At 51.0% G+C, this 26,475-nt stretch carries 21 protein-coding genes and 1 pseudogene; 8 read left to right on the top strand and 14 right to left on the bottom strand.

Annotation, left to right across the window (positions count from 1 at the left end):
- Positions 1-595 precede the first annotated feature (595 nt).
- The 4 genes from NG346_RS03610 to rlmN are packed head-to-tail and all read right to left on the bottom strand — an operon-like array spanning position 596 to position 4,982.
- Entirely contained in the window at positions 596-1,612 is a 1,017-nt protein-coding gene (locus tag NG346_RS03610; RefSeq protein WP_262279688.1) for a lysylphosphatidylglycerol synthase transmembrane domain-containing protein, read from the bottom strand.
- 32 nt (positions 1,613-1,644) lie between these two features.
- A complete protein-coding gene (locus tag NG346_RS03605) occupies positions 1,645-2,814 on the bottom strand; it encodes a PdxA family dehydrogenase (RefSeq protein WP_262279687.1) in 1,170 nt (389 codons plus the stop codon).
- A 47-nt stretch (positions 2,815-2,861) separates the two neighbouring features.
- Positions 2,862-3,881, bottom strand: a complete 1,020-nt coding sequence (locus NG346_RS03600) for a DUF4837 family protein (protein ID WP_262279686.1) — start codon at positions 3,879-3,881, stop codon at positions 2,862-2,864.
- A gap of 39 nt (positions 3,882-3,920) precedes the next feature.
- Complete coding sequence (rlmN, locus tag NG346_RS03595) at positions 3,921-4,982, bottom strand: 23S rRNA (adenine(2503)-C(2))-methyltransferase RlmN (RefSeq protein WP_262279685.1); 1,062 nt, start codon at positions 4,980-4,982, stop codon at positions 3,921-3,923.
- A gap of 130 nt (positions 4,983-5,112) precedes the next feature.
- Between rlmN and NG346_RS03590 the strand changes: the two are divergent.
- Together NG346_RS03590 and NG346_RS03585 are read left to right on the top strand one after the other, a co-directional pair.
- Positions 5,113-6,483, top strand: a pseudogene (locus NG346_RS03590) (SpoIID/LytB domain-containing protein); the annotation flags it as partial.
- A gap of 141 nt (positions 6,484-6,624) precedes the next feature.
- Positions 6,625-7,881 (top strand): MFS transporter, encoded by a 1,257-nt coding sequence (locus tag NG346_RS03585; RefSeq protein WP_262279684.1) that lies wholly within the window; start codon positions 6,625-6,627, stop codon positions 7,879-7,881.
- Positions 7,882-8,070: 189 nt separating this feature from the next.
- On the opposite strand, the gene NG346_RS03580 is transcribed toward NG346_RS03585, so the two are convergent.
- From NG346_RS03580 to holA, 4 genes are all read right to left on the bottom strand, one after another.
- Positions 8,071-8,979: a dihydroorotate dehydrogenase gene (locus NG346_RS03580; RefSeq protein WP_262279683.1), complete on the bottom strand. Its 909-nt coding sequence runs from the start codon at positions 8,977-8,979 to the stop codon at positions 8,071-8,073.
- Positions 8,973-9,842 carry a dihydroorotate dehydrogenase electron transfer subunit gene (locus NG346_RS03575; protein WP_262279682.1) on the bottom strand — a complete coding sequence of 290 codons (870 nt, stop codon included), beginning with the start codon at positions 9,840-9,842 and terminating at the stop codon, positions 8,973-8,975. Before NG346_RS03575 ends, NG346_RS03580 begins: the two co-directional genes overlap by 7 nt.
- Positions 9,843-10,238: 396 nt before the next feature.
- The gene (locus tag NG346_RS03570; protein WP_262279681.1) at positions 10,239-10,775 is read right to left on the bottom strand and encodes a helix-turn-helix domain-containing protein; all 537 of its coding nucleotides are present in this window, start codon (positions 10,773-10,775) and stop codon (positions 10,239-10,241) included.
- Positions 10,776-11,561: 786 nt separating this feature from the next.
- Positions 11,562-12,590 carry a DNA polymerase III subunit delta gene (holA, locus tag NG346_RS03565; protein WP_262279680.1) on the bottom strand — a complete coding sequence of 343 codons (1,029 nt, stop codon included), beginning with the start codon at positions 12,588-12,590 and terminating at the stop codon, positions 11,562-11,564.
- Between the two features lie 117 nt (positions 12,591-12,707).
- On the opposite strand from holA, the gene NG346_RS03560 reads away from it, so the two are divergent.
- On the top strand, positions 12,708-13,157 hold the full coding sequence (locus NG346_RS03560) for a type I restriction enzyme HsdR N-terminal domain-containing protein (protein ID WP_262279679.1): 450 nt from the start codon (positions 12,708-12,710) through the stop codon (positions 13,155-13,157).
- A gap of 110 nt (positions 13,158-13,267) precedes the next feature.
- Here the strand turns inward: NG346_RS03560 and NG346_RS03555 are convergent, their stop codons facing one another.
- Both NG346_RS03555 and hrpB read right to left on the bottom strand, forming a co-directional pair.
- Positions 13,268-13,474 carry a hypothetical protein gene (locus NG346_RS03555; protein WP_154532976.1) on the bottom strand — a complete coding sequence of 69 codons (207 nt, stop codon included), beginning with the start codon at positions 13,472-13,474 and terminating at the stop codon, positions 13,268-13,270.
- Between the two features lie 117 nt (positions 13,475-13,591).
- A complete protein-coding gene (hrpB, locus tag NG346_RS03550; RefSeq protein ID WP_262279678.1) occupies positions 13,592-16,099 on the bottom strand; it encodes an ATP-dependent helicase HrpB in 2,508 nt (835 codons plus the stop codon).
- A gap of 370 nt (positions 16,100-16,469) precedes the next feature.
- On the opposite strand from hrpB, the gene thrS reads away from it, so the two are divergent.
- Entirely contained in the window at positions 16,470-18,422 is a 1,953-nt protein-coding gene (thrS, locus tag NG346_RS03545) for a threonine--tRNA ligase (RefSeq protein WP_262279677.1), read from the top strand.
- A gap of 214 nt (positions 18,423-18,636) precedes the next feature.
- Here thrS and NG346_RS03540 read toward each other — a convergent pair whose 3' ends face one another.
- Positions 18,637-19,383, bottom strand: a complete 747-nt coding sequence (locus NG346_RS03540; RefSeq protein WP_262279676.1) for a peptidylprolyl isomerase — start codon at positions 19,381-19,383, stop codon at positions 18,637-18,639.
- A gap of 28 nt (positions 19,384-19,411) precedes the next feature.
- Positions 19,412-20,143, bottom strand: coding sequence for a M15 family metallopeptidase (locus NG346_RS03535; protein ID WP_262279675.1), 732 nt, complete (start codon positions 20,141-20,143; stop codon positions 19,412-19,414).
- 188 nt (positions 20,144-20,331) lie between these two features.
- On the opposite strand from NG346_RS03535, the gene NG346_RS03530 reads away from it, so the two are divergent.
- Positions 20,332-21,096: an SDR family oxidoreductase gene (locus NG346_RS03530; protein WP_262279674.1), complete on the top strand. Its 765-nt coding sequence runs from the start codon at positions 20,332-20,334 to the stop codon at positions 21,094-21,096.
- A 37-nt stretch (positions 21,097-21,133) separates the two neighbouring features.
- Positions 21,134-21,937: an MBL fold metallo-hydrolase gene (locus NG346_RS03525; RefSeq protein ID WP_262279673.1), complete on the top strand. Its 804-nt coding sequence runs from the start codon at positions 21,134-21,136 to the stop codon at positions 21,935-21,937.
- A gap of 96 nt (positions 21,938-22,033) precedes the next feature.
- Here the strand turns inward: NG346_RS03525 and NG346_RS03520 are convergent, their stop codons facing one another.
- Positions 22,034-23,509, bottom strand: a complete 1,476-nt coding sequence (locus NG346_RS03520; RefSeq protein WP_262279672.1) for an anaerobic C4-dicarboxylate transporter — start codon at positions 23,507-23,509, stop codon at positions 22,034-22,036.
- Between the two features lie 293 nt (positions 23,510-23,802).
- On the opposite strand from NG346_RS03520, the gene NG346_RS03515 reads away from it, so the two are divergent.
- Positions 23,803-24,975, top strand: coding sequence for an iron-containing alcohol dehydrogenase (locus tag NG346_RS03515; protein ID WP_262279671.1), 1,173 nt, complete (start codon positions 23,803-23,805; stop codon positions 24,973-24,975).
- Between the two features lie 9 nt (positions 24,976-24,984).
- Positions 24,985-25,413: a DUF4186 domain-containing protein gene (locus NG346_RS03510; RefSeq protein WP_262279670.1), complete on the top strand. Its 429-nt coding sequence runs from the start codon at positions 24,985-24,987 to the stop codon at positions 25,411-25,413.
- Between the two features lie 66 nt (positions 25,414-25,479).
- On the opposite strand, the gene NG346_RS03505 is transcribed toward NG346_RS03510, so the two are convergent.
- On the bottom strand, positions 25,480-26,091 hold the full coding sequence (locus NG346_RS03505; RefSeq protein WP_262279669.1) for an HAD family hydrolase: 612 nt from the start codon (positions 26,089-26,091) through the stop codon (positions 25,480-25,482).
- Positions 26,092-26,475 lie beyond the last annotated feature (384 nt).

Raw genomic sequence — 26,475 nt, 5'->3', positions numbered from 1 at the left:
ATGCGCTCATCTCACTGAGATGACACGATGAAACAACCGAGATGACCACATCAAACTACCGAGATGACAAGGTCAGAAAGGCACTTTGACAAGCAGAAATAAGCACTTTTGAAATGGCAAATAAACGCATAAATACATAAACACCTAATACGCAGATAGTTACGAAAAATCGCTCAGAATTAAAAAAATCACGGCGAGAGATGGCTTCGTCGAAAAGAATCGCAAAATAAGGCCCGCTTTTTGTCAGTTTATTCAACAAAGAAGAGATGAAGGCGAAAGACAGAAGAAAACAAGATAACAATTGGGCATCAGAGAGCTTAAGAGGCTGCCAATTGAAGCAGAGTTCTTACTACCTGTAGCATTTTAATGTATCGAATTCGGTACAATTGAAATATTCTCTGCTTGCACTGCCTTGCACCATTTACAGCCCCAACAGAGCTGAAGCATAGGCATCCACTGGTCAAGCGAGGAACAAGCGTAGACCGGGGGGTGAAAGTTCGCATCTATCTACTGCTAAGATGACCCGAAGGGTCACACAAGCATGATATGCGCATAAATACTACATCCCTTCTCTATTGGCTTGTTATTGCCCCCCTCATTTTTCTTTCGAGCTCTTCTCCAGCTTGATGAGCAGCAGTCCGATGCCAGTCCAAATCAACTCACGCACACGCACGATCAATGCCACAAAGATGCCGGCACTGGCAGTGAGGCCCAAGCTGGTAGTGGACATAAGGAAACCACCCTCGCGACCGCCCAACTGCAAAGGAATGAAGAAGAGCAAGTTGGCAAAGAGCGAGGTGAAAGCCAGAATGAGCACACAATAGACAAAGTTGACGTGAGGCATGAGGACCAGCAGAATGAAGAAGATCTCCAAAGCAGAACAGATGCGGCACGAGAGCTCCAGGAGCACGGCACCGATGAAGTGGCGCGGCTGCTGCTTGTGCAGGGCAGCAATCTGCCGGTCGATGGTGTTGAGCTGTTCACGATGCCGCTCGACAAACGGAGTAGCCCACCGCTTGATCATGGGCAGATGACTCAGGAAGTTCATCACTCGGTTGGCCAAGCCCTTTTGGTAGCCTACCATAAAGAACCAGACACCGAGAATGCAGAAACAGATGATGGCCAGCATAAGCACCGTATAGAATACGGAGAAGGAATGAACAAAAAGAAAGACGATGGCCGAGAGCAACCAAAACCAAAAGTGGCTGAAGATATGGGTCATGGCATAGAGGATCACCGACGACGAGGCACGCTCTGTGCCAATCTTCGGTGCCAACTCCATGATACGGTAAGGCTCACCGCCCATCAGTCCGCCCGGCGTGGCATAGTTGAGTGCAAAGCCCGACACCGTGATCTTGTAGAGCCACAGAAAGGAGATGCGCTTCACCGGCTTGCCGTCGGTCGACGGTTGGCTGCACACCCCCTTGATGATCAGATACCACGCCGAAGTGTTGAACACATAGAGAAACATCCACAGTGCTACGACGGCGAAAAACCAGTAGCCCGCATGTTTCAGTCCCGCCCATACCTGAGCAAAGTCAAGCTGGGTGACCATGATGATCAGGACGATGAGTCCAAAAATGAAGAAGCCGTTCTGGTATTTCTTTTTCATGCTGTCGAGAGATGTTGTATGCTATATGTGTGTTATTGTTCCTTGCCGTTGCTTTCCTGAGCTTTAGCGGCAGGAGCGGGACGGTTGCCGAGTCGTTCCTTGATGGCGTTCTCGTGCTTCTTGGGAATGGAGAAGCGCACCTTCTCGCTGTCGTCCTTCTTCTCGTGATAGAGCTTAGGCAACGGGTTGGCCAGCGGTTCGTCGTAGGCACGGCGGTTGCGGAAGCCGTCGATGGCGGCGTAGATGGCGTGGCGCAATGGCGTGGGATCGGCAACACCCTGGCCGGCGATGTCGTAGCAAGGCGAGAGATCGGGAGCCGTAGCTACCAAAGGCAGTCCTCCAAGATAGCGGACATTGTTGTCGGGATGGAGCGTCTTGAACGGTGCCAGTCCCTGATCGTGGTACATGGAGAGGATCGCGTCGAAATGATAGTAGTCGCCCCGCTGGAAGAAGAGATCAGCCTGATAAGGGCCGAAGACGTTGACACCGGCATCAGCCAACTTCTGGATAGCCGGTACGATGGCCTCAGTCTCCTCCTTGCCCTCTGCCTTACCGTCAACGTCCGGGTTAAGGGCAAGCACGGCAATGCGGGGATTTGAGACGCGCATGTCACGGCGCAGCGTGGTGAAGAGAATAGCCACCTGCTCGATGATGTCGTGAGAGGTGATGGCAGCAGGGACATCCTTCAGGCTGATCTCGTCAGTCATCAGAGCCATGCGCATATCTTCGTTGATGAGTAGGCTCTGCGCTTTCTTGCCTTCACCGATGCACTGCTCGATATATTTCGCACGACGCGGGAAGTCGAAGCCACCCACATGAGCCTCGCCCTTATCGGCCGGAGCACAGACGAGCACGTCGAAGAGTCCGTCTTTGTAGTCGGTGATGGCGCGATCGAGTGCCTTCACAGCAGCCAGCGTGGCATCGGAAGAGGGAATGCCCATCTCCACCTTGATCTCCTCGTCGACGGCCGGAATGATGTTGAGCTTACCGTCCTGGGCAGCACTGGCGTCGTTGATGATGGTGAAGTTGTCTTTGATGCCCAGTGCCTTGCTATGATAAGCGGCCACTTTGGGAGAGCCATATATAATAGGAGTACAGAGCTCAAACATCTCTGTCTCTTCAAAAGCTTTGAAGATCAGCTCGTAGCCGATACCGTTGGTGCTGCCGTGGGTGATGGCCACGCGTATTTTGTTGTTGTTCATGGTTGTTTGGTCTTATATATTAGTCTTGAATATTTTAATGTTTGAAATCAATGATCTGCGCGCTTTACCTGCTTCATGGTATAGAGCACGGCTTCGAGGCGGCGAACCGCATTGCGCTTGGTCTTGCCCGGAGCGAACACAAAGCCCTCGACGACGATATGGCGGCAAACAAAGTTGCCCTGCCGCTCGGGCTGCTGCAACAGGAGCGTGCGGCTGACAAACGGACCGCCCATGGCATCGCCCGTCATCATCCACAAGCCGCGATAGAAGCCCCGTCCATCGATCAGTACACTTTCGGGGACTGTGGCCATGTGCATACTGTCGGTCTCACCAAGGATGTTGCGACCCAACATATAGTCACGGGCGCCGATGAAATAGCGGGACTCGCTGCCGCCATAGCCAACTGTCTTAACGTCACGACCGCCATGATTAGCCTTCACATCAGATGCGTTGACAGGACTCCAATCGCGATAGACCACGATGTTTTGCATCATGGTGGCTGAGTTGTTGCTCAACCAAAGGAAGTCCTTGCCCTGCTTGCTGGCAATCATGTCGGCAGGTATCCACAACTCTATGCCGAACATCTTCCGGGCGAGCTTCTCAGCCTTGACGTTCCGCTCATGGCGCAGGATGCTGAGCTGCTTCTTCATCTCTGAGCGATTGAGGAGAAAGCGCAGCCGCCGTCCTACGCTGTCAATACTGTTGCGAAGTGCCATTGCCGACGGTGCCCCGATATGCACCACGGTTTGAGGCTGTGCCCACACATTGCGCTCGCTGCGGATGGAGGGACGAGTGTATGCCTCAGCATTGATGTCGACGATCACGATATTGCGCGTATAGCGGAGCGTGTTGCCGAAAGCCTTGGCACTGACCTCCGACACGTCGAAACTCGGTTCGGGTTGCGGCAAGCCCTCCACGTCGGCAGAGAGCACGCTGCGTACCATGCCTGCCGTGTCGCCCACCAGCAGCACCTCGTAGAGCTGTCCGCCGGAACGGGGCAGCAAGCCACCATTGCGACAACTCACAAGAGCAAACAGCAGCAACAACAGAGCACTGCTGAGACTCACTGCGCTATGGGCGATAAGCTTCACGGAATGGTGCGGTTTCTATTTTGATTCAGCGTTCTTCTTAGCTGTGCTGAGCAGTCCACAGGCGGCAAAGATGTCCTGCCCACGGCTGGCGCGGATCGTCGTGTAGATGCCATGCTGCGTGAGATAGTCACGGAAGCTCTCCATCTTCTCCTCGCTGGCTCCATACAAGGGCACGTGGGGAATCTGATGGAAGCGGATGAGGTTGACACGGCATTCAAGGCCGTGGAGCAGACGCACGATGGCCTGGGCATGAGCCTTGGAATCGTTGAGTCCGCCAAAGACGATATACTCAAACGAGAGGCGACGCTGATGGGAGAAGTCGTAGTTGCGAAGCAGTTCCACGATGTCCTCAATCGCCATACCTCTCTCTGCCGGCATGAGCTCCTGGCGCTGCTCATGGAGCGGTGAGTGAAGGCTGATGGCCACATGGCACTGGCTCTCTTCAAGGAAGCGCTTGAGCTTGTCCTTGAGGCCGACACTGCTCACGGTGATGCGCTTGGGACTCCAAGCGTAACCATAGGAAGCGGTAAGGATCTCGGTGGCTCGCAGCACGTTGTCGAGGTTGTCCATCGGTTCTCCCTGACCCATAAACACGATGTTGGTAAGCTTGTCACGCTCGGGCAGACTGTAGATCTGATTGAGGATGTCAGTGGCTGTGAGGTAGCCCTCAAAGCCCTGCTTACCCGTTTGGCAGAAGAGACAGTTCATCTTGCAGCCTACCTCACACGAAACGCAGAGTGTGGCACGATCGTCCTCAGGGATGTATACCGTCTCGACAAACTTGGTGCCTGCCGGTGCCGAGTCAGCACCGGCGGTTGTGACGACGGGGAAGAGATATTTGATGGTTCCGTCCTTGGAGTGCTGGGCATCAATAGGCTTGGCACAACCAATCTGATAGTGCTCGTTGAGCTTCTCACGGTTGGCCTTGGAGATGTTTGTCATCTCGTCGATGGAACTCACATGCTGGGTGTAGATCCATTTTGCCATCTGTCCTCCGGCGAAGGAAGGCATGCCGAGCGACACAGCCACTTGCTTGAGCTCGGGCAGTGTCATGCCAAGGAGATTTTTCTTATTCATGGTACTATTCATAGTGCAAAGATACAAACTTTTTGAGTAAAGTAGGGATTTTGTGCCATAAAATAGCTATCTTTGCATCATTAACACCTTATTATATAGGATTATGTCTATGGAATCATCGAGTTGGAAATATCATTGTGAACCACAAGTGAAGGTGGGAATCGTCAGCGGCGTGACCATTCATTTCGCGTTGAATGGCCCCTACACGGTACTGGGACACAAGGCTGTAGGCCCCCAGACGGCGGTGATGACCCCCCAAGGTATTGTGTGGAATAATGAGGTATATCCCGAGCTGGTCTTCTCGCCGTTGGCAGATGACGCGTCGTTCTCGCTGAGCGATGTAACCATAGGCGTAAATTTTCACTGGGAACGCAAAGAGACGCAAACATTCCTGGGCACGCTGCGTCTTATTCAGAACGGCGACAAGGTGTGCGCTGTCAATGAGCTCCCAGTGGAGAAATATCTGGAAAGTGTGATCTCCAGCGAGATGAGTGCTACGTCGAGCTTGGAGCTGCTCAAAGCTCATGCGGTCATCTCGCGGTCGTGGCTGCTGGCTCAGATGGAAAAGCGAAAAAAAGTACACCTATCAGATGGGGTTAATGCACAGGAGGAAACGACAGCAGCCGAGATGGTGGAAGACGAGGACCGCATCGTGAAATGGTATGACCGTGAAGACCACACGCTGTTTGACGTCTGTGCCGATGACCATTGTCAGCGCTACCAGGGTATCACTAAGGAGACCAGCCCACACGTGGCGGAAGCCATCAGACTGACAAGAGGTGAGATTCTGACTTCCGAAGGTGAGATCTGTGACGCACGCTTCTCGAAGTGTTGTGGCGGCGTGACGGAGGAATTTCAATATTGTTGGGAGAACAGCCCCAAGACTTATCTGAAGGCGGTGGCTGACACGGCTGAGATGGTCAAGAGTCAGGAGGACAATAGCAGCGATGCGCTGGTTCCCGACTTGACGGTAGAGGCGGCGGCAGAGCGATGGATACGCTCCACACCACCGGCTTTCTGCAATACAAAAGACAGAGAAGTGCTGTCGCAAGTGCTCAACGACTATGATCAGGAGACCACGGATTTCTATCGCTGGACAGTAGAATATACACAAGAGGAATTGGCTGAACTGATTCAAAGAAAGACGCGACGGGACTTAGGACGCATCCGCGACATCATTCCCTTACAGCGGGGAAAGAGCGGCAGAATCTGGCTGATGAAGGTCATCGGTGAGAACCATGACTTGATCATTGGAAAAGAGTTGGAAATACGACGCGCACTCAGCAACAGCCATCTCTATAGTTCTGCCTTTGTGGTGGACAAAGAAGGAGAGGATGCAGACGGATTTCCCAAGAGCTTTACCCTCCATGGAGCAGGATGGGGACATGGCGTGGGACTCTGTCAGATTGGTGCCGCGATGATGGGTGCCAAAGGCTATGACTATGACAGAATCTTAGCACACTATTATCCCGGTGCCTGTCTCACAAAACAATACGTTTAAAAACAGTTACGACCATTTACGACTATGCTCAATAAAACGAAAGAGAGAACACGAGCAACTTTTCAAGATCAAGAACACAGGTCGCCTTGGCTATGGGTGCCGTCGCTGTCGTTTGCCGACGGATTGCCATTGGTGACGATTATGACTCTATCGGTGATCCTTTATAAACAGCTGGGACTGAGCAATGCCGAGATCACCTTCTATACCTCGTGGCTCTATCTGCCTTGGATATTGAAACCGGTATGGAGTCCGCTCATCAATGTGGTGAAAACCAAACGCTGGTGGATCGTGCTGACAGAAGTGCTCTTGGGTGCTGCCTTCGGCGGAGTAGCCTTCACAATACCTACCTCGTTTTGGCTGCAGGGCTCTCTGTTCTTCTTTTGGGTAATCGCCTTTGCGGGTGCCAGCCACTGCATCTCTGCCGACGGCTTCTATATGCTTGGACTCAACACCCATCAGCAGGCTACGTTCATGGGGATACGATCACTGTTTGACCGTCTGGCCACAATCTTCGCGCAAGGCGTACTCGTGATGATAGCCGGCAATCTGCAGGTGGTATTTCGCAACAGCATCTCCTACTCGTGGAGTCTGACTTTCTTTGGTGTCACTGGGCTGTTTCTACTGCTGTGGCTTTGGCATAACTGTGTATTGCCGCGTCCCAAAGAAGATGCCAAGCGCCCATTTGTCAACTTCAAAACCATCGGAGACGAGTTTACGCATACTTTCCGCACGTTCTTTGCCAAGGAACAGATATGGGTAGCTCTGATGTTCATCATCTTCTTCCGCATGCCGGAGGGACTGATGGAAAAGGTGTCTGCGCTCTTCCTCATCGACTCGGGACATAACGGGGGACTGGGACTCTCACCTCAGGAATATGGACTCGTACAGGGTACCGTGGGCATCATCGGCGTGTCGTTGGGAGGCATCTTAGGAGGTATTCTCGCAGGTAAAGACGGATTGAAGAGATGGATATGGCCGATGGCCTTGGCTTTCTTCCTGCCACAAATGGTCTACCTGCTGCTGAGCTACACACTCTCTTCCAGTCTGTGGATGGTCAGCCTTTGCGTGTTTGTGGAGCAATTCGGCTATGGCTTCGGACTGACTGCCTACACCCTATACCTTATATATTATAGCCGTGGAGAATACAAAACCAGCCACTATGCATTGGCTTCCGCCATCATGTCTCTCTCGATGATGCTGCCGGGATTGGTATCCGGTGCGCTGCAGGATATGATGGGATACCGAGATTTCTTCACGCTCTCACTGGTATTCAGCCTCCTCACCCTCTTGGTGGTAGGACGATTGAAAATCGATAAAGAGTTTGGAAAGGCTGATCAGGAACAAGAAAAGGAACAAGGACAAGAAAAGGAACAAGAGAAAGAGCTGAAAGAAGCATAAGGCTACTGAGCCATACGCCGCCTGGCTTCTCACAGACAGAACGGAAGCTTCAAACAACGCAGTTTCCATCTTTAGCGGACACCAATATTACAAAAACAAAGATGCCGCAACCTCGCAGAATATATTTGCGGAGTTGCGGCATTATCATGTTCACCTGATGTCTATCATTATCATATCTGATAATCATGTTTATTTCACGACACCGATAATCTCTTTCACGCTCTTGCATCCGTGACGCTCCAGCCACTGAGCCATGCCATTCTTGACTTTCACGGTGACAGCGGGATCGATGAAGTTGGCGGTACCAATCTCAATGGCTGTGGCTCCTGCCATCATAAACTCGATAGCGTCTTCTGCTGTCATGATGCCACCCAAGCCGATCACCGGTATCTGTACTGCCTTGGCCACATCATGCACCATTCTCACAGCGACAGGCTTCACTGCCGGACCGCTGAGTCCACCGGTACCGATACTCAACTTAGGACAACGGTGCTCAATGTCGATGGCCATACCCATCAGCGTGTTGATGAGCGACACACTGTCTGCGCCCTCTGCCTCGCAAGCACGGGCGATGTCAGCAATGGATGTGACATTGGGCGAGAGCTTCACGATGAGCGTCTTATGATAGACTTTGCGCACAGCCTTGACCACACTGGCAGCACCCTCGCAGGTGACTCCAAAGGCCATTCCGCCATCCTTCACATTGGGGCAAGAGATATTCAACTCGATGGCCGGAATACGCTCCAACTCATCAATACGCGATGCGCACTCGGCATAGCGCTCAGGCGAGGAACCGCTCACGTTGACGATGAAATGGGTCGGGATGTCTTTGATCTCAGGATAGATGTGCTCACAGAAATAGTCCACACCTTTGTTCTGCAGTCCCACACAATTGAGCATTCCGCTCGCCGTCTCTGCCATACGCGGGTAGTCGTTGCCCTCGCAACGCTCCAGTGTGGTGCCCTTAACAATGATACCACCGATTTCCTCTAAAGGCACTAAGTCGGAAAACTCTACACCATAGCCAAACGTGCCGCTGGCTGTCATGACTGGATTAGCTAATTTGAGATGATGAATATTGACACTTAAATCTACCATAACAACTTCTTAATATTAAACACAGGTCCTTCTTTGCATACACACAGATTGCCATCGACAGTCTTTTCCACACAGCACAGACATGCTCCCAGTCCGCAGGCCATCATATTCTCCAACGATACCTCGCAAGGAATATTCTTCTCTTTGGCAAATCTCGCCACAGCCTTCATCATCGGAGTAGGACCACACGTCTGGATGAAATCGAAATGCTCGCGCTGCAAGACAGAGTGGTTGGTGACAAAGCCTTTCTCACCGGCAGAAGCATCTTCTGTGGTGATATATACCTTACCGATTTTTTTAAACAAATCCAGTTCTAATAAATCTTTAGCAGAACGGGCACCAAGCAGGAATACAGGCTCGCCTCCCTGACGCTTGATCTCAGCACCCTGATAGAGGATAGGAGCCACGCCAACACCGCCACCTACTAATAGCACGCGCAGACGATAATCGTCATCCGGCTTTCCATAGACTGGAGAAGCAGCCTTGTCGTTCTCAATTGTAGCAGTGGCAGCAACACTCTTATCGCTACAAACCGAAGACTTGATTGCAGCCAGATCACTGAAGCCATGACCTAAGGGGAAGAGGCAGTCGAGATGATCGCCAGCTTTGAGCTTAGCTATGTGTTTCGTGCCTTCACCAACAGCGGCCACAAGCAGCCACAACTCATTGCGGGAGACATCTACAAAGTTAATCGATATAGGGCGACGGAGAAAGGTAGTGGGACTGTCCTCAACGTGGATGTTGACAAACTGTCCCGGCATCATCTCCGGAAGAGGTCGCTTGGAAGTGAGCTTGAGCAGAACATGATGATCACTGATATGTTCGTTCGATGCCACTGTCAAGTCCATACAATATTTCTTCATATAAATGGATTTAAAGGGTCTTTCTTCTTAGCAAGAGCATCACCACAGCGATACCGCCTGGCTTACTCATATCTATATTCAGGCTTACACCTTATTATATATAGAGGATTATATTCAAAGGAAAAGCACCCCGCGTTTTCTCATCGGGCTCATCCCTCTGCCATAATTCAGCTACAAACTTACACAAAAAAAACAAGAAATCGGCATTTCTATCCCGACAATATTTCATAGTATCGCAAGAATCGCTTATCCGAAGTCTAACATACAACCTGTTCTGAAGATAAAAACACGATGCAGCACATAAAAAAGACTCCTCATGAAGCAAGCTGCATCGCTCCATGAGGAATTCAAATCAGCCTTATCCCGGTAGCATCTCGATACTGTGAAAGACAGACTTTACTTTTTAGGCACAAACGACTCCCAAGTCTGATCGTCATAGAAGATCCTTATCTCTGTGATCTTTCGTTGTGGCTTGTCAACATATTTCACGATTACCTTTTCAGCCTGAGAGGCAGCCGATCGAGCAGATGAACCACCTTTAGCATTGTCTTGCCCAAAGAGTGAGGGCTGCTGTGCGCCGGAAGCAGTACCAGCCGAAGCCGGGTACCTAGCATTCTGATCACCGTCAGAATGTGATGCATCAAATGCTGTGGCACCATTTGCGGAAGTATCGCCCTCTGCGGTATCAGACTGCTGAGCATTGTCTCCGGCAGTGGGGGAGTTGCTCGCATACATCGGACCGGTGCCAAACATCAGCCAGTTGATGGAGATTTTAGGGAAGTGTTGATGGATATTCTCAACGATCTGCAACGTTGGGCGTGTCCGACCATTGAAGATACCGCTGAGGGTGCCTTCCGAGATGCCTGTGAACTGCGCGAAAATTTTTTGCGTCATGTGCTGATTTTCCATCAGCTTCTTAATTCTGTCTTTCATATCAGGAGCCATAGAGATGAAAAGGGGGATTAAAAACCGCCTTCACTTAAGTATTTGCAAAGTTAAATCAAAAAATCGATATTTGCAAATGTAAAGAGAAGAATTTCGATTCCAAAAAGATATTCAACAAATCGAATAATATAGATTTTAGAATTTGAATATTATAATCGTTATATTATAATTTGCAAATTCAAATATTACCTTCAAAAAGCCTATGAAGCTTTAAATCAACGATTCAAGTCAAGTATTTGGCTTTTATAGGGCTATATCTGCATATTATATATAGGAATGGGCCCAAAAGGGCGATTTTGCAAGTTGAAAGCCTTATATTTATGTATATAACATCTCAAACATCTAATATTACTGTTGATAATCAGACACTTATATTTATATAGAATAACTGCATACTTTTGCGTTTAAGATTGAAAATTTATGTTTATGAATTTGAAGAGTTAAATAAAATAGATGTTCGACAGTCTGAATAATTTAACTATTCAATTTTACAAGCTACATTCTTATTAAGTTCTTCAAATTTAAAGTTTGGAATTCAGTAAGTCAAAATCAAAATAAACGTTAATCCTAAATTCCGATGCGTTTAGGATGCTGTTTTTCATCATTTTGGCGAAAATTCGGGCAAGGATAGGAGTTGGTTCAAATTTTTAAAATCTCAGCAAAAAAAATTAGCCTAACTTCGCTCATTTTGAGGAAGTTAGGCTAAAAAATGGGTATTTTTCAACTTTCAATCTAGAGAAAATCAGGCGTTATTTTGGCGTATTTCGGTGCTTTTTAGTGCAAAATGAAGAAGACAAGCTCCCTCATCAGCTCCTCAGGAGGGGTGTTTGGGTTGTCCAGGCCCTTAATTTTGGCGTCTGTTTCTCCTAGTTTATCCAAAATCTGTAGCGTCTTTCTTCCCGAATAGTTTTTCATACCTGTGAGATAGTCTTTCACGCCCCACGGACTTCTCAAACCCAGATACTCCGCCAAAGCATATTGATCGTTGCGGTTGGGAGCATAATACGCCAGCATAAGATTCTGGAAGAAATTGAAGAGCAGCGGCACGAGGCTGTAAGCAGAGCCAGCTTTGGGGTTACTGTTGAAGTAACTGATGATTTGATTTGCCTTGTAAACATTTTTGTTAACGATGGCATCTCTCAGCTCAAAGGCGTTGAAATCTTTGCTCACTCCCACATTGCGCTCCACGATGTCAGGCGTGATGCGTCTGTTGTTCTCCGGCAGTGAGATGAGCAGTTTGTCGAGTTCGGAAGTGAGTCGGCTGATGTCAGCTCCGATATGGTCAGCCATCATCGCGGCACTTTTCTCGTCGATGGATGCTTTTTGTCGGCTGACATAATCGTTGATGTATTTTGGCAGCTGCCACTCCTTGAGTTTCTTGCTTTCAAAGATGACGCCCACCTTATCGACAGCTGCTGCGAATTTCAGTCTTCTGTTCACGGTACCGTTTTTATAGCAGAAGACGAGAATTGTTTTCGGTTGTGGATGAAGCACATATTTCTCAAGTTTATCAAACGACTTGAGTCCCTGCGCCTCCTTGACGATGATCACCTTTCTGGGTGCCGTCATCGGATACTGCATCGCCAAGTCAGCGACCTGCGCCGCGTTGACATCAGCGCCGAAGACCACGGTAAGGTCGAAGGCCTGTTGCTCGGGGGTGAGGATTTGGTTCTGGAAGAAGTTGCTGAGCTTGTCGATATAGTAGGGCTCATCACCCATGAGCAAGTACACGGGTGCGAACTCTCCGTTTTTGAGCTGTCGCATCAGAGCGTCGAATGAAACTGAAGCTTTCTTTTCTGGCATGTTTCTGTTTCTGTTATCAGTTATTCTCGCGATAAATGACTATCTTTGCACTGTGGAAAACGCAGGAGTTACCCTGCTATGGCTCCACCAAGAATAATCACTTGCAAAGATAACAAAATGATTTCAATCAACCTACCCCATAGCAATATAAAAATAGGAGGGACCCGCGAAAAGCCGACGGTTCTGGACATTCTGCGTCACCGCTATGTGACATTGACACCTGAGGAATGGGTACGTCAGAATTTCGTACATTATCTGATTTCCGAGCTTCACTATCCTTTGGGGCTATTGGCCAACGAGGTGTCGCTTCCGGTAGGCACGAAACGGCTGCGGGCAGACAGCGTACTCTATGACCGTGACATGCATCCAAGGATGATCATCGAGTATAAGGCACCGTCAGTGAAAATCACTCCCAAGGTATTGGAGCAGGTTGCTACCTACAATCTCTTGCTTCATGTCGACTACCTGGTGATGAGCAATGGTCTGACGCACTATTGCTGCAAGATGGATTATGAAAGTAAAAAATATGTATTTCTTCCTGAGATTCCTGCTTACGAAAATCTTTGAATACGAATTCTGTGACATGGATTACTCAACTTCTGCCCGAGTTACGCAGTTACGAGTTACAAAAGTAACAAAAAACCTCATGGCTGTTGACCATGAGGTTTTCTAAAAGGTTACACGGCAGCGTAGCCTTTTGTGGAGTTGTCACGCATGATGTCGCGGATGTTCAACTCCTTGTATTCACCGCCTTGATGTGCTGTGGGATCCGGATGATGAGGTTTGTCTTCCTCATAGCTGAAGTTCTTGTAGTTCAGTTCAGCGCATCCCCACACGATGAGCGCAGCCACGATGAACACGACCAATGCTATTGCTATATTCATAGAGCGTATTGAATTATGATTTGATACGAGTTGAAATTCTGTTGCAAAGGTAGCAAATTTCGCTGTAAAACATTTATTTTCAGAGCAGTTTTTTCAGCGTATCTTTCAGCAAGCCTTTTATCGTTTTCTCTTCACTCCTCTCTGTGCCACAGCTTCCAGTGGGTTGTCAGGCCAATAGTGCTTAGGGTACCGGCGTCGCAACTCCTTTCTTACCTCGAAGTAAGTATCCTGCCAAAAGCTCTGCAAGTCAGCAGTGAGCTGCACCGGCTTGAAGCCAGGGCTGAGCAGTTCCATCAGCACGGGCATCTTACCGTCGTTGACGCGCGGCGTGGCAGTGAGCCCGAAGCATTCTTGAAGCCGTACGCTGAGCACGGGCACCTCCGAGCCTTTGCGGTATCTGAGTTGGACCTTGCTGCCCGAGGGTACCACGATATGTGTCGGTGCCAGCCTGTTCACCTCCTGTTGCTGTTCATAGGAAAGCATGTTCCACAGAACACTCTCCATATCCATTTTTCTCATCTCGCTGACTGTAGTGATCACCTTCCCGTCTTTTTCGAGATAGAAGGGCAGCCACTTCTCCGGTTGCTTGAGCACGGAGTCTGTAGAGAGATCGGGAAGTCCAAGCTCGGGGTGCCACTGCGCCACGAGGGCTACGCGCTCCTGCAGAGCAGCCGTCTTGTCGGTCCAGCTGAACATACTCCTACCCTCCTTCTTCGCAGCCTCACAGATGATGCGCTCCAGCTGCTCCTTCAGCACATTGTCCAGCGGCTTCGTCTTGACTACGAGCGTGCCTATTCTCATCTCTTTCTGGGCGATCACCCCACCCTGATGCGCTATCCACGTGATGTTGTCCCACCACGTGGCAAAGTCATCGAGACTTTGGCTGCTGACCGGTGCGGCAAGGAAAGCCCTTCCCCTCACCCCGTTTCCAGCATACAGCGTAGCGATAGCCAACCACGGGAAGCTAGTGAGCGGATCCGCCGCATCGAGCATCACTTCCTCGCCATTAGCCATGCGGTAGTTGCCGTTATGATCCAGAGCCTTAGCGATGCGCTCAGGATAGGCGGCAGCCACCAGGGCACCAATATCCTCCCGCGCCACATAAGCATTATTGGGATGTATGCCCACCATTCGGTCATATTCTGCTGCAATGTTCCCGATGCGCGTCCATCGTCCCAGCGCTTTCCTTCGTCTTGCGTCCTGCAGAGCCGACACACGCAGCAGCAGATCTGAATACGCATTGCTATCCTGCGCCATCACGTCTTTCTCCTCCAGGATAGCGGCGATGTCGCACGCCAGCGATTTCTCCTCTGCGTTTCGTGCCCGGAGTATCATTCGGGCGATTCTCGGATGGCAGGGCATAGTCGCCATCTTACGCCCCATTGGAGTGATCTGCCCCTCCACGTTGATGGCATGGAGTACCCGCAACTCGTTGCACGCTTTTGCCACATTACCTTTGGGCGGTAGCGTTAGCCAGGGCAGACGCTCAACATCCGTCTCACCGAAAGCCGCCACTTCCAATACCATCGGCACAAGATCGGCATCCATGATTTCAGGTTGTCGCTGCTCCTCCATGCGCTGCTGTGTGGCGTTGGTCCACAGTCGGAAGCAGGTACCCGCAGCCACACGTCCTGCTCTACCCGCTCTCTGCCGTGCCATGTCCATACTGATGCGTACTGTCTCAAGATGACTCAAGCCGTTCGTAGGGTCAAAAACGAGCTTCCTGTAGTAGCCGCTGTCCACCACGATTCTAATGCCTTCAATCGTCAGCGACGTCTCGGCAATGGGCGTGGCCAGCACCACCTTCCTCTCCCCAGGTGCAGAGGGACTGATGGCTTCGTATTGCTGTTGTGGCGGCAGATTGCCGTAGAGCTGGCACACATGGGTGGCACCCAGACTGCTACCCAGCAGTTCCGCGCATCTGACGATGTCGGCTTGTCCGGGAAGAAACGCCAGTATGTCACCTTCCTGCTCACGGTGCGCTCTGCTGACAGTAGCGGCGACGGCCTCAGCAATCTCATTAGGAAGAATATCGTCTTTCGAGAGCACCGTCTCCACGGGATACATCCTACCCTGGCAGGAGACTTCGTGGGCGTCAAGGGCCTGACAGGCAGCTGTGGCGTCGATAGTGGCTGACATCACGACGATGTCCAGGTCAGGTCTGAGGATGCTTCTCGCCTCTTGTGTCAGACAGAAAGCCAAATCTGATTGCAGACTACGTTCATGAAACTCGTCGAAGATGACACAACTCACGCCTTCGAGCGTAGGGTCTTCGGCCAGGCGTCGTGTGAGGATTCCCTCTGTGACCACCTCTATCCTTGTCTTCGACGAGATTTTCTTTTCGAAGCGTATCTGATAGCCTACCGTCTGCCCCACTTCCTCGCCGAGCATCTGTGCCATGCGCAGGGCTACCTGCCTGGCAGCCAAGCGGCGGGGCTCAAGCATGACGATTCTGCCTGGCAAAACGCGGCTGAGCATCGTCAGCGGCAGCAACGTGGACTTGCCGGCACCCGGCGGAGCGACAACCACGGCGGCATGGCGCTGCGAGAGCTCTGTGTTGAGCTGTTCGGCAATAGTGGCAGCTGGCAGCTGGCGGTATTTCTCGATGATATTGATGGATGGCATCGTCTTTGACTCCTTATTATATATAGCTGATTTTACTCCTTATTATATATAGAACCACAAAGTTACTACTTTTACGTGTAAAAAACGCTACCGACGACAATTATCTCAAGAATTTGAGAATTAGATAATTATTCGTTCTGATTGGAATTAAAAGAATTATCAGAATTAACGCAGCTTGATTGCTTATCAGTCTATAAATACGGATCATTTATCATTGTACGTGTTTACTCTCTTTCTTCCTCATAGTGTATATTATATGACCGCTTCAAACACAGATTTTATCCTTACCCTATAAAAATACCCAAAATATTACGCCAATCAAAAAATAAGTAGTACTTTTGCGGTGATTTAAACAAAACTAATTTGTATCATGGTTAAAATCACATTCCCTGACGGTTCTGTGCGTGAGTACGAGCAGGGCGTCACTGGACTTCAAATCGCAGAGAGCATCTCACCGGCTCTCGCCCGCGACGTTGTATCTTGCGGGGTCAATGGTGAGACAACCGAGTTGAACCGTCCCATCAACGAGGACGCAACCATCGCACTTTACAAGTTCGACGACGAAGAGGGCAAGCACACCTTCTGGCACACTTCCGCCCACCTGCTCGCCGAGGCGCTCCAAGAGCTCTACCCCGGCATCCAGTTCGGCTTCGGACCTGCCATCGAGAATGGCTTCTTCTACGATGTCATGCCGCCTGAGGGCAAGATGATCTCCGAAAACGACTTCCCCAAGATCGAGGAGAAGATGAAAGAGCTCGCAAAGAAAAACGAGCCCGTCGTGCGCCGTGAGGTATCCAAAGCCGACGCCATCAAGGAGTTTGAGGCAGACGGACAGAAATACAAGGTGGAGCACATTCAGCAGGATCTCGCTGACGGCACCATCACTACATACACCCAAGGCAACTTCACCGACCTCTGCCGTGGCCCGCACTTGATGAGCACGGGTGCCATCAAGGCCATCAAGATCACCAGCGTAGCAGGTGCCTTCTGGCGCGGCGATGCCAAGCGCGAGCAGATGACACGTATCTACGGCATCACCTTCCCCAAGAAGAAGATGCTCGACGAGTATCTCGTCATGCTCGAAGAGGCTAAGAAGCGCGACCACCGCAAGATCGGCAAGGAGATGGAGCTCTTCATGTTCTCCGACCGTGTCGGCAAGGGTCTGCCTATCTGGCTGCCGAAGGGTACTCAGCTGCGTCTGCGCCTGCAAGATCTGCTCCGCAGCGTGCTCAAGCCTTACAACTATCAGGAGGTCATCACTCCGGGTATCGGCTCGAAAAACCTCTATGTCACCTCAGGGCACTATGCCCACTATGGCAAGGATGCCTTCCAGCCTATCCACACGCCTGAAGAGGACGAGGAGTACATGCTCAAGCCGATGAACTGCCCTCACCACTGCGAGGTCTATGCTCGCAAGCCACGCTCTTACAAGGATCTGCCGCTCCGCATCGCTGAGTTCGGCACTGTTTTCCGCTATGAGAAGAGCGGTGAGCTCCACGGACTGACACGTGTGCGTACCTTCACACAGGACGACGCCCACATCTTCGTACGCCCTGACCAGGTAAAGGCTGAGTTCGAGTCCATCATCGACATCATCCTCAAGGTCTTCCGCATCTTCGGCTTCGACAACTACGATGCCCAGATCTCTCTGCGCGATCCTAAGGACACCGAGAAGTATATCGGTTCCGACGAAATTTGGCAGGAGAGTGAGGACGCCATCCGCCAGGCTTGCAAGGAAAAGGGTCTCAACGCTCACGAGGAGACGGGCGAGGCTGCCTTCTATGGTCCTAAGCTCGACTTCATGGTCAAGGATGCCATCGGCCGTAAATGGCAGTTGGGTACGATCCAGGTCGACTACAACCTGCCGGAGCGCTTCAAACTGGAGTACACCGCTGAGGACAACTCCAAGAAGACACCGGTGATGATCCACCGTGCTCCTTTCGGCTCACTTGAGCGCTTCACCGCTGTGCTCATCGAGCACACTGCCGGCCACTTCCCCTTGTGGCTCACTCCCGATCAGGTGGCTATCCTGCCGATCTCGGAGAAGTACAACGACTACGCCAAGGAGGTCAAGAGCTACCTCGACACGCAGGACGTGCGCGCTTACATCGACGACCGCAACGAGAAGATTGGCCGCAAGATCCGCGACAACGAGCTCAAGCGTGTGCCTTACATGATTGTTGTAGGCGAGAAAGAGGCTGCGGACAAACTCGTGAGCATGCGTAAGCAGGGCGGCGGCGAGCAGGCTACCATGCCGATGACGGAGTTCGCACAGCGCATCAAGGACGAGGTTGCTGAGCAGCTCAAAGAGATCAACGCTTAAACATTTCATTCTCTCCTGACGCTTTCAGGAGGCTTTTCATACCGGGGCGGGAAGCATCGAGGCATGCTTTCCGCCTCGATTATTTACTTCCACGATAAGTCGCCCCTACATAAACTGTCCATTATTACCTGCAAAACATTTTATTTTCCCCTCCCACTTGGAGAGGGGCTGGGGTGAGGCTACTCATGTGATACTGGGTACCATATTAAGGTATTTATTCTTCCACGACCGTCATGCTCATCGTGATGTCCTCTTTCGGACGATCATCGCGTAGCGTTGCCACGTTTTGAATTTGCTCCACCACATCGAGGCCATCGACAACCTCACCAAAAACAGTGTACTGGTTGTCAAGGAAAGGCGTACCACCCACAGTGGTGTAGACCTGCACCTGCTCCTCAGTAAACGACAGCTTGCCCATCTCGCGGCTTCTGCGCTGCGTCTCCTCCACGAGCCGGTCCTGCAGTTGCTGCAGTCCCGCACGGTCACGGTTGCGGCGCAGTGTCATGATCTCGTCGCGATGCTCACGGGCCAGTGTGTTGAAGATCGTCTGCTCCTGCTGCATCGCCATCTGACGCTCCATCTGCTTGAGTTCCTGTGGCTTGTACACCTTGCCCCATACGATATAGAACTGACATCCGCTGCTTTCACGCTCAGGATTAACCTCATCGCCCAGCCGTGCGGCACTCAGCGCACCACGCTTATGGAAATACTTAGGATAGACCATCTCTGCAGGTATCGTGTAGCCCGTGTCGCCCGTACCCAGCGTCTTGCCCTTGGGTGCGCCCTTGCTCTCCGGGTCACCGCCCTGAATCATGAAATCCTTGATGACGCGGTGGAACAGCGTACCATCGTAAAACCCTTCCCGCACCAGCTTGATGAAGTTGTCACGATGCTTGGGTGTCTCGTCATACAGGCGCACGGTGATGTCGCCCAATGTTGTTTGAATCTTTATCACAGTCATACTTATTTTTATTAATGCATTCAGATTTCTATTTCTCGAAGTGCTGATAGTCCTTCACACTGCGCCACGCCCCACCCCAGCGAAATCCATGAGCGACGAACAGCCGATAGAGCAGGTCGCTGTGCGTGATCTTATGCGCGAACGTAGCCGAGCGGTCGGCATAGCGTGAGGCTGTGGCAGGCTGTATCGTCGTCTTGCCGTGACTGCGTCGCACACAGGGGTTGTAGAGCGGATTAATGTCAACAGCAAGCCCCTCGGCATGCTTCGAGAGCTTGGCAGAACCTTTCACCATACGGTAGCAAAAACAGCTGGTGTTGTTGGCGCGCATCGACTCCTCATCGCTGGCATGATAGTCGTCAATGAGCCGCATCTGTCCGATGGGATAACGCTGCTGATAGAGTTCACGAAAGATAGCGACGAGATCTGCGGCTATCAGTTTGTTGCACACCAGTTCGCCGATATGGGTGTACCCATCGAAACCGACATAGAGCGTGCGAACATAACGGAGCGACGACCGCGCTATGGTGCAGCCGACGGGATAGGAGCGGCCACGCATACGTGCAAAGACAGCGTCAGAGATCGGTTCTGCCAGAAAACAGCGCGCAAGCCCATAGTGACTCACCGCCTCGGCGCTCACCACGCATCCGGCCTGCCACAACTGTAATTGGCGCAGGTCTTCCCGGAGCGGTTGTCCTTGAGCAGCGATGCTCGTCAGACTCATCAGAGCGATGAGCATTAGAAAAAAATATCGTTTTTTCATGCCTTATCTGTTTGTTTACTGTTGAATCGTATAACAAGATGTGTGCTGCAAAGATATAAAAAACAAAACGAACAAAAGAAAATATAAGCAGGAAGAAGAGCACCGATGGATAAAAATCATTATCTTTGTAGGTGTAGAGCATCTTCAAGCAAGTAGACACTCTGCTTATCATTCTAAATCATGACACTATGAGCAAGAAAAAAATCGTACTGGTCACCGGAGCTACCAGTGGCATTGGTGAGGGCTGCGCTAAGCGTTTTGCCCAAGGAGAATACCGCGTCATCATCACGGGCAGAAACCGCGAGAAACTTGACAACTTGAAAACGAGTCTGGAGGCCGATGGCACAGATGTACTGACGTTAGCCTTTGACGTGCGCGACCGTGAGGCGGCTCGCAAAGCCGTGGAGAGTATTCCCGACGATTGGAAAGACATCGACGTACTGATCAACAACGCCGGATTGGCCCGTGGTCTGGAACCGGAATACAAGGGCGACTTTGACGACTGGGATCAGATGATCGACACCAATATCAAGGGTCTGCTGACCATGACGCGTCTCATCGTGCCCAGTATGGTCAGCCGCAACAGCGGACACATTATTAATATAGGTAGCGTAGCGGGTGATGCCGCTTATGCCGGAGGCAATGTTTATTGTGCCACAAAGGCTGCCGTGAAGGCTATCACCGATGGACTGCGCATTGACGTGGCCGACACCCGGCTACGCGTGACCAACATCAAGCCCGGACTCGTGGAAACCAACTTCTCCAATGTGCGCTTCCATGGTGACACACAGCGCGCCGACAATGTCTATCGGGGCATCAAGCCGCTCACCGGTGACGACATTGCCGACGTGGCTTTCTATGCCGCCAGCGCACCCGAGCATGTGCAGATTGCAGAGGTGCTCGTCCTCGCCACACATCAAGCCAGCGGCACCGTGATACATCGTGAGAAATGACAGGGGAAAGACTATGAGTAAATACAAGTGAAAGACTATGAGTAAACCAACCATTACCATGCTGGGGACGGGCAGTGCGCTTGTTTCCCGCTGCTTCAATACGTGTTTTGTGCTGCAGAGCCTCGACGGCACCCGGCTTCTGGTTGACACTGGCGGCGGCAATGGCATACTGACCCAACTGAGGCTGGCAGGTATCGACCGGGGCGACATCAGTCATCTCTTCATCACCCACGCGCATACCGACCATATCCTTGGTGCTATTTGGCTCATCCGTATGACGCTGCAGCGCGACCGCCCCAAGCAACTCCATATCTTCAGCCACCAGCGTGTCATCGACTTGCTCAATCTCTTCTGTCAGTCGTTGTTGCCAAAGAAGCAGACCGACAAGATACCCGACCGCATTGTTTTTCACGTGCTTCAGGACGGCGACTGTTTTCAAGTTGGCGACATGCAACTGCAGTGCTTTGACATCCACTCTACCAAAGAAAAGCAGTTTGGCTTCACTGCCCTTCTTCCTGATTGTCAGAAACTCGTCTGCTTAGGCGATGAACCATATAATGAGGCTTGCCGTGCCTATGCTTTGAACGCTGATTGGCTGATGAGCGAGGCCTTCTGTCTTTATGCCGACCGTGAGCGCTTCAAGCCCTATGAGAAACACCACAGTACTGCTCTCGATGCCGCTCGCAACGCCCAATCTCTTGCCGCCCGTCATCTCATCCTCTATCATACCGAGGAAGAGACGCTTGACACGCGCAAGGAACTCTATACGCGTGAGGCCAAGAGCGTCTACCCGGCTCCCGTCTTTGTACCCAACGACTTAGAGGTGATCGCGCTGGAGTGAGACTGGAGCTTTCCTAAAAGGTTTCTTTGTGCATTACCGATAAATTAGTTCAAAAAAGAGATTCAGCCAATACACCGAATCTCTTTTTTGCATCTATCAGATGACGCCTATTGTGTGGAAAAGATAAGCGACAAAATACCCGACGATCGTTGCCGTGAAGACATGGATGAGACCCGGAATCATGAAGGAGTGGTTAAAGAGATATTTACCGATGACCGTAGTTCCCGACCGGTCGAAGTTGACAGTGGCGATGTCGGATGGATAGTTGGGGATGAAGAAATAGCCATAGACCGAAGGCATCACGCCCAAGAGCACCCAACCGTCGATGCCGAGAGAATAGGCCAGCGGAAGCATAGAGACTACGACAGCACCTTGGCTGTTGATAAGCACGGAGACGAGGAAGAAAGCAATGGCTATGGTCCAAGGATAGGCCGTGACCAAGTTTGTGAGCATAGCCTGCATCTCGGGTTTGTAGTTGTCGAAATAGGTATTGGCCATCCAGGCGATACCATAAATAGCCACGACAGCCACCATACCGCTCTGCCATACAGCACCGCTGACGGCAAGTTTGGGCTTGGCCTTGCAGAAGATGACCATCAGAGCAGCAGCAGCGATCATCGTGATTTGAATGACGATATTCATCGTGATTGGCTCCGTCACTTTCTCGGTGACACCGGCTACCACCACGCCAGCCTTAGCCAATTGCTTGGCCGATTCCGTCACGCCATTAGCCAAGGTGATCTGCTCCGGTCCGCCACTGACCACCTGCACCTGATCGAAGCTGGGCAAGAGATTGATGCCCATCATCGACGTGAGAGAAAACATCACAATGATACCTAAAGCTACGAGGAAGATGTAAACCGCACGCTTGCTCTCCGGGGCTATCTTCTTGTCCAAAACGGTGGCACTGTTGCCATAGATGTAGTTGTGCTGTACGGGGTCCTTCAGTCTTGCCTGAAACAGAGGATCCTTGTCCAGGTCAAGTCCCCGGTGCCAGCTATAGGCTACGGCCATGAGGATGCCACAGATACAGGCCGGGATGGTGACCATGATGATCTGTATGTTGCTCACATGATAGCCGTTTTCAGCCGAGATAGCAGAGAAAGCCACCACAGCGGCAGCAATTGGCGAGCAGGTGATACCAATCTGTGAGGCGATGCTGGCGATACCGCAGGGGCGCTCCGGGCGTATGCCTTTCTTCAGGGCAATGTCGCAGATGATCGGCATGAGCGTGTAGACGACATGACCAGTGCCCACGAGCACGGTGAGGAAAAACGTGGTGAACGGAGCCAACAGCGTGATGCGGTCGGGGTGCTTGCGAAGAATTTTCTCTGCTATCTGTATCATCCAATCCATGCCGCCCGAGGCTTGCAGCATACCGGCACAGGTCACTGCGGCTATGATGATATAGATCACATCAGTAGGTGGCGTACTCGGTTTGAGATGAAAGCCGAATACCAAAATGGCCAAGCCTATGCCGGAAATGGCTCCAAGGGCAAGACTTCCGTAGCGGGCACCTATCCACAGTGCCCCGAGCACCACAAGGAGCTCTACGATCATGAGTATAGACATAATAGTGAAGGTTTAATGATTGGCTCTTTTAGAGCTTAAGATTATTATATGGCAAAGATAAACTCTTTTTTCGAAAAAAGCAACAGCCGTAGAGATTTTTTGGGGGAACTCCTATCAAATCATACTTTTCCTTTTCTTGCTTACCAACATCTTAGATTCTTTTACCTTGATTGCAGAAACTCAATGATACTATTTGCTAATATGGAAGAAAAGCCCTATATTTGCAAGTGCAAAAACGACATACACCTATTTATATATAGGTATCATCATAACCCCTCTAATCATCAATAACCATGAAAGGAAATTTTGTTTATCACAATCCGACCAGACTCTATTTTGGTCCCGACAGTCTCAACGGACTGAAAGAAGAACTGAAGAAATACGGCCCCAACATCATGCTCAACTATGGTGGGGGAAGCATCAAACGCAATGGCATCTACGACGAGGTGATGGCCGTGCTCAAGGAGGCTGGTAAGACCGTGGTTGAGAACCCCGGCGTGATGTCGAACCCCACGCTGGCCAAGCTGCGCGAGGGCGTGAACATCGCCCGCAAGCATCAGGTCGACCTCATCCTTGCCGTGGGTGGCGGCAGTGTGTGCGACTACTCCAAGGCTGTGGCAGCATGCGCTCACTACGAAGGCGACTATTGGGACGCTTTCTATCTGAAACAGCAGAACCCACCACAGAGTCAACAGATTCTGCCCGTGGCATGCGTGTTGACGATGGCTGGAACCGGTAGTGAGATGAATGCCGGAACCGTCATCACCGATGCCGACACCAAGCTGAAGGTGGGGCACGTCTACGACGAGCGGCTCCTGCCACAGTTCTCCATCCTCAACCCCAACTTCACGCTGACCGTGCCCGTAGAGCAGATGAAGGCTGGTATCTTCGACATCATGAGCCACATCCTGGAGCAATACTTCTCCGATGACGACGACAACACATCGGACTATCTCTCTGAGGGTTTGATGCATAGTCTTATCGTCGCTGCCCGCAAAGCCGTGAAGGATCCGAAGGACTATGAGGCCCGCAGCAACATCATGTGGACTGCCACCTGGGCTCTCAACGGACTCATCAACAAGGGCAAGAAAGAGGACTGGGAAGTGCACATGATCGGACACTCTGTTGGTGCCTGGACACATGCGCCCCACGGCTATACGCTTGCTGCCGTGTCGCTGGCTTACTATCGCAAGATCATGAAGTTCGGACTGAAGAAATTCGTGCGCTTTGCTGAAAACGTGTGGGGCATCAGCCCGCAGGGTAAGACCGACGAGCAGATTGCCAATGAGGGTCTCGACGCATTGAAGGCTTGGATGCAGGAAATTGGACTGCCGCTGACATTGAAAGAGATCGGCGCCACCGACGATATGCTCGATGGCATCGCCCGCGGCACCTTCCTCCTCGATGCCGGCTATCATCAGCTCACTCACGACGAACTCATGGAGGTGCTCCACGAGAGTATGTAATAATTGGCAATGACTTATAAGCAACTCGACCTCTTCGCCACTGACGACGAAGAGGAGAAAATAAAGAAAGAGGTGGAGGGCATAGACCTTTCGCCTCTTTTTGAGCGACTGGCCAAGAGTCAGTTTCGCAGCTCGTTTTATCTCAATGCCAAGGACAAGGCCTATATTCAAGACAAGGGCTGGGAAAAGATAGAGCAGGGCACGCGAGAGACTATAGCCCGGCGGCTGGCTCCAGCCTTCATCGCCAACGACGGCAAGCAGACACCCATGCGCCATGGCATCTTCCCGCCTTTCATCGCCCAGCACGCCACTGGCTGCTGCTGCCGTGGCTGTTTGGAGAAGTGGCATGGCATTCCCAAGGGCCGTCAGCTGACGATGCGTGAGCAAATCTATCTCACGCGCGTCGTCATGGAATGGCTGCGACAGCATGATGTGTAGCCCGAATGAGTCATGAACATCCGTGTACCAGCACGAGCCATGACATTCATGCGGAAACACAAACGATCAGAACAACTTCATCCAGTCGTCGAAGTTCTCGTTTTGAAAGGTGTGGATGCCATTGCGCTCAGCAGCCTCGCAGTTCACCTCCAAGTCATCAATGAAAAGCGTGGCGTAGGGATCAATGGCTGCGTCTTTGATGACTTGCTGAAAGATCACATCATCGGGCTTTTTCATGTGCATCTCCTGCGAGAGGAATGTCTTCTCGAAATAGTCCTCTACACCATAGTGATTCATCGGGAAAAGCTTCTCCTTGCAGTATTGCCAGTGCAGATCAATGGTATTGCTGAGCAGGAAGACGCGGTGCCCTTCTCTTCTCAGTTGCAGCAACTTACGTTTCTTCTCATCGGGGATATACAGCAGCATCGCGTTGGCAGCAGCCGTGATCTGCTCGTCGGTGGCAGCAGAATGAGTAGTTTCGCGAACCGCATCAAAGAATTGTTTGTTGCTCATCAGTCCCACGCCCATCGCCTGGAAGAGTTTCAGCCCCTCGGCATACTCTCGGATGTGGTCCTTCTTAGGCCAACCCAAATTCTCAAACGCACGCATTGTGGCAGCCTCATCGAGTTTGACGAGGACATTGCCCAAATCAAATATGATATTCTCGTAATTCATCATCGATTGCTTTTCTTCATTTTGCTGTTTCTCTGAGTCTTTATTCAGACTTCAACGTCGCAAAGTTAATCAAAATTCTGCGTATAGAGTGTTTCTTAGCCTCTTTCTTATCAAGAATTTGAGAACTATAGACCTCTTTTTTATCAAGAATTTTAGAATTATCTGAGCAATAATGGGAATGGATAGGAATTTAGTGAGATGAAGCAATAGGCTTGCCTTCTTTCTTATCATTCTCCTAATCCCATCCGTTAAGTAATAATTCTCTAATTCTGGCCCAAGGGGGATTGTCCGTGGCGGACGGATGCCGCTGCCTAACCAAAGAACTTGATATGATAGCGTGCTAAAACTATTTTTTTTGCTTACCTTTGCGGTCATGGAACAAGAAAA

Source organism: Hallella absiana, assembly GCF_025457485.1.
GTDB classification, from domain to species: domain Bacteria; phylum Bacteroidota; class Bacteroidia; order Bacteroidales; family Bacteroidaceae; genus Prevotella; species Prevotella absiana.
This window is presented reverse-complemented; position numbering and strand designations above follow the sequence as displayed.

Coding starts and splice junctions, on each gene's coding strand:
- holA (WP_262279680.1), bottom strand. CDS start 12,590: ATGCCAGAAAAGAAAGCTTCAGTTTCATTCGACGCTCTGATGCGACAG.
- NG346_RS03505 (WP_262279669.1), bottom strand. CDS start 26,091: ATGATGAATTACGAGAATATCATATTTGATTTGGGCAATGTCCTCGTC.
- NG346_RS03570 (WP_262279681.1), bottom strand. CDS start 10,775: ATGAAAGACAGAATTAAGAAGCTGATGGAAAATCAGCACATGACGCAA.
- NG346_RS03515 (WP_262279671.1), top strand. CDS start 23,803: ATGAAAGGAAATTTTGTTTATCACAATCCGACCAGACTCTATTTTGGT.
- NG346_RS03525 (WP_262279673.1), top strand. CDS start 21,134: ATGAGTAAACCAACCATTACCATGCTGGGGACGGGCAGTGCGCTTGTT.
- rlmN (WP_262279685.1), bottom strand. CDS start 4,982: ATGAATAAGAAAAATCTCCTTGGCATGACACTGCCCGAGCTCAAGCAA.
- NG346_RS03585 (WP_262279684.1), top strand. CDS start 6,625: ATGACTCTATCGGTGATCCTTTATAAACAGCTGGGACTGAGCAATGCC.
- thrS (WP_262279677.1), top strand. CDS start 16,470: ATGGTTAAAATCACATTCCCTGACGGTTCTGTGCGTGAGTACGAGCAG.
- NG346_RS03535 (WP_262279675.1), bottom strand. CDS start 20,143: ATGAAAAAACGATATTTTTTTCTAATGCTCATCGCTCTGATGAGTCTG.
- NG346_RS03540 (WP_262279676.1), bottom strand. CDS start 19,383: ATGACTGTGATAAAGATTCAAACAACATTGGGCGACATCACCGTGCGC.
- NG346_RS03580 (WP_262279683.1), bottom strand. CDS start 8,979: ATGGTAGATTTAAGTGTCAATATTCATCATCTCAAATTAGCTAATCCA.
- NG346_RS03575 (WP_262279682.1), bottom strand. CDS start 9,842: ATGAAGAAATATTGTATGGACTTGACAGTGGCATCGAACGAACATATC.
- NG346_RS03560 (WP_262279679.1), top strand. CDS start 12,708: ATGATTTCAATCAACCTACCCCATAGCAATATAAAAATAGGAGGGACC.
- NG346_RS03530 (WP_262279674.1), top strand. CDS start 20,332: ATGAGCAAGAAAAAAATCGTACTGGTCACCGGAGCTACCAGTGGCATT.
- NG346_RS03555 (WP_154532976.1), bottom strand. CDS start 13,474: ATGAATATAGCAATAGCATTGGTCGTGTTCATCGTGGCTGCGCTCATC.
- NG346_RS03510 (WP_262279670.1), top strand. CDS start 24,985: ATGACTTATAAGCAACTCGACCTCTTCGCCACTGACGACGAAGAGGAG.
- NG346_RS03610 (WP_262279688.1), bottom strand. CDS start 1,612: ATGAAAAAGAAATACCAGAACGGCTTCTTCATTTTTGGACTCATCGTC.
- hrpB (WP_262279678.1), bottom strand. CDS start 16,099: ATGCCATCCATCAATATCATCGAGAAATACCGCCAGCTGCCAGCTGCC.
- NG346_RS03605 (WP_262279687.1), bottom strand. CDS start 2,814: ATGAACAACAACAAAATACGCGTGGCCATCACCCACGGCAGCACCAAC.
- NG346_RS03520 (WP_262279672.1), bottom strand. CDS start 23,509: ATGTCTATACTCATGATCGTAGAGCTCCTTGTGGTGCTCGGGGCACTG.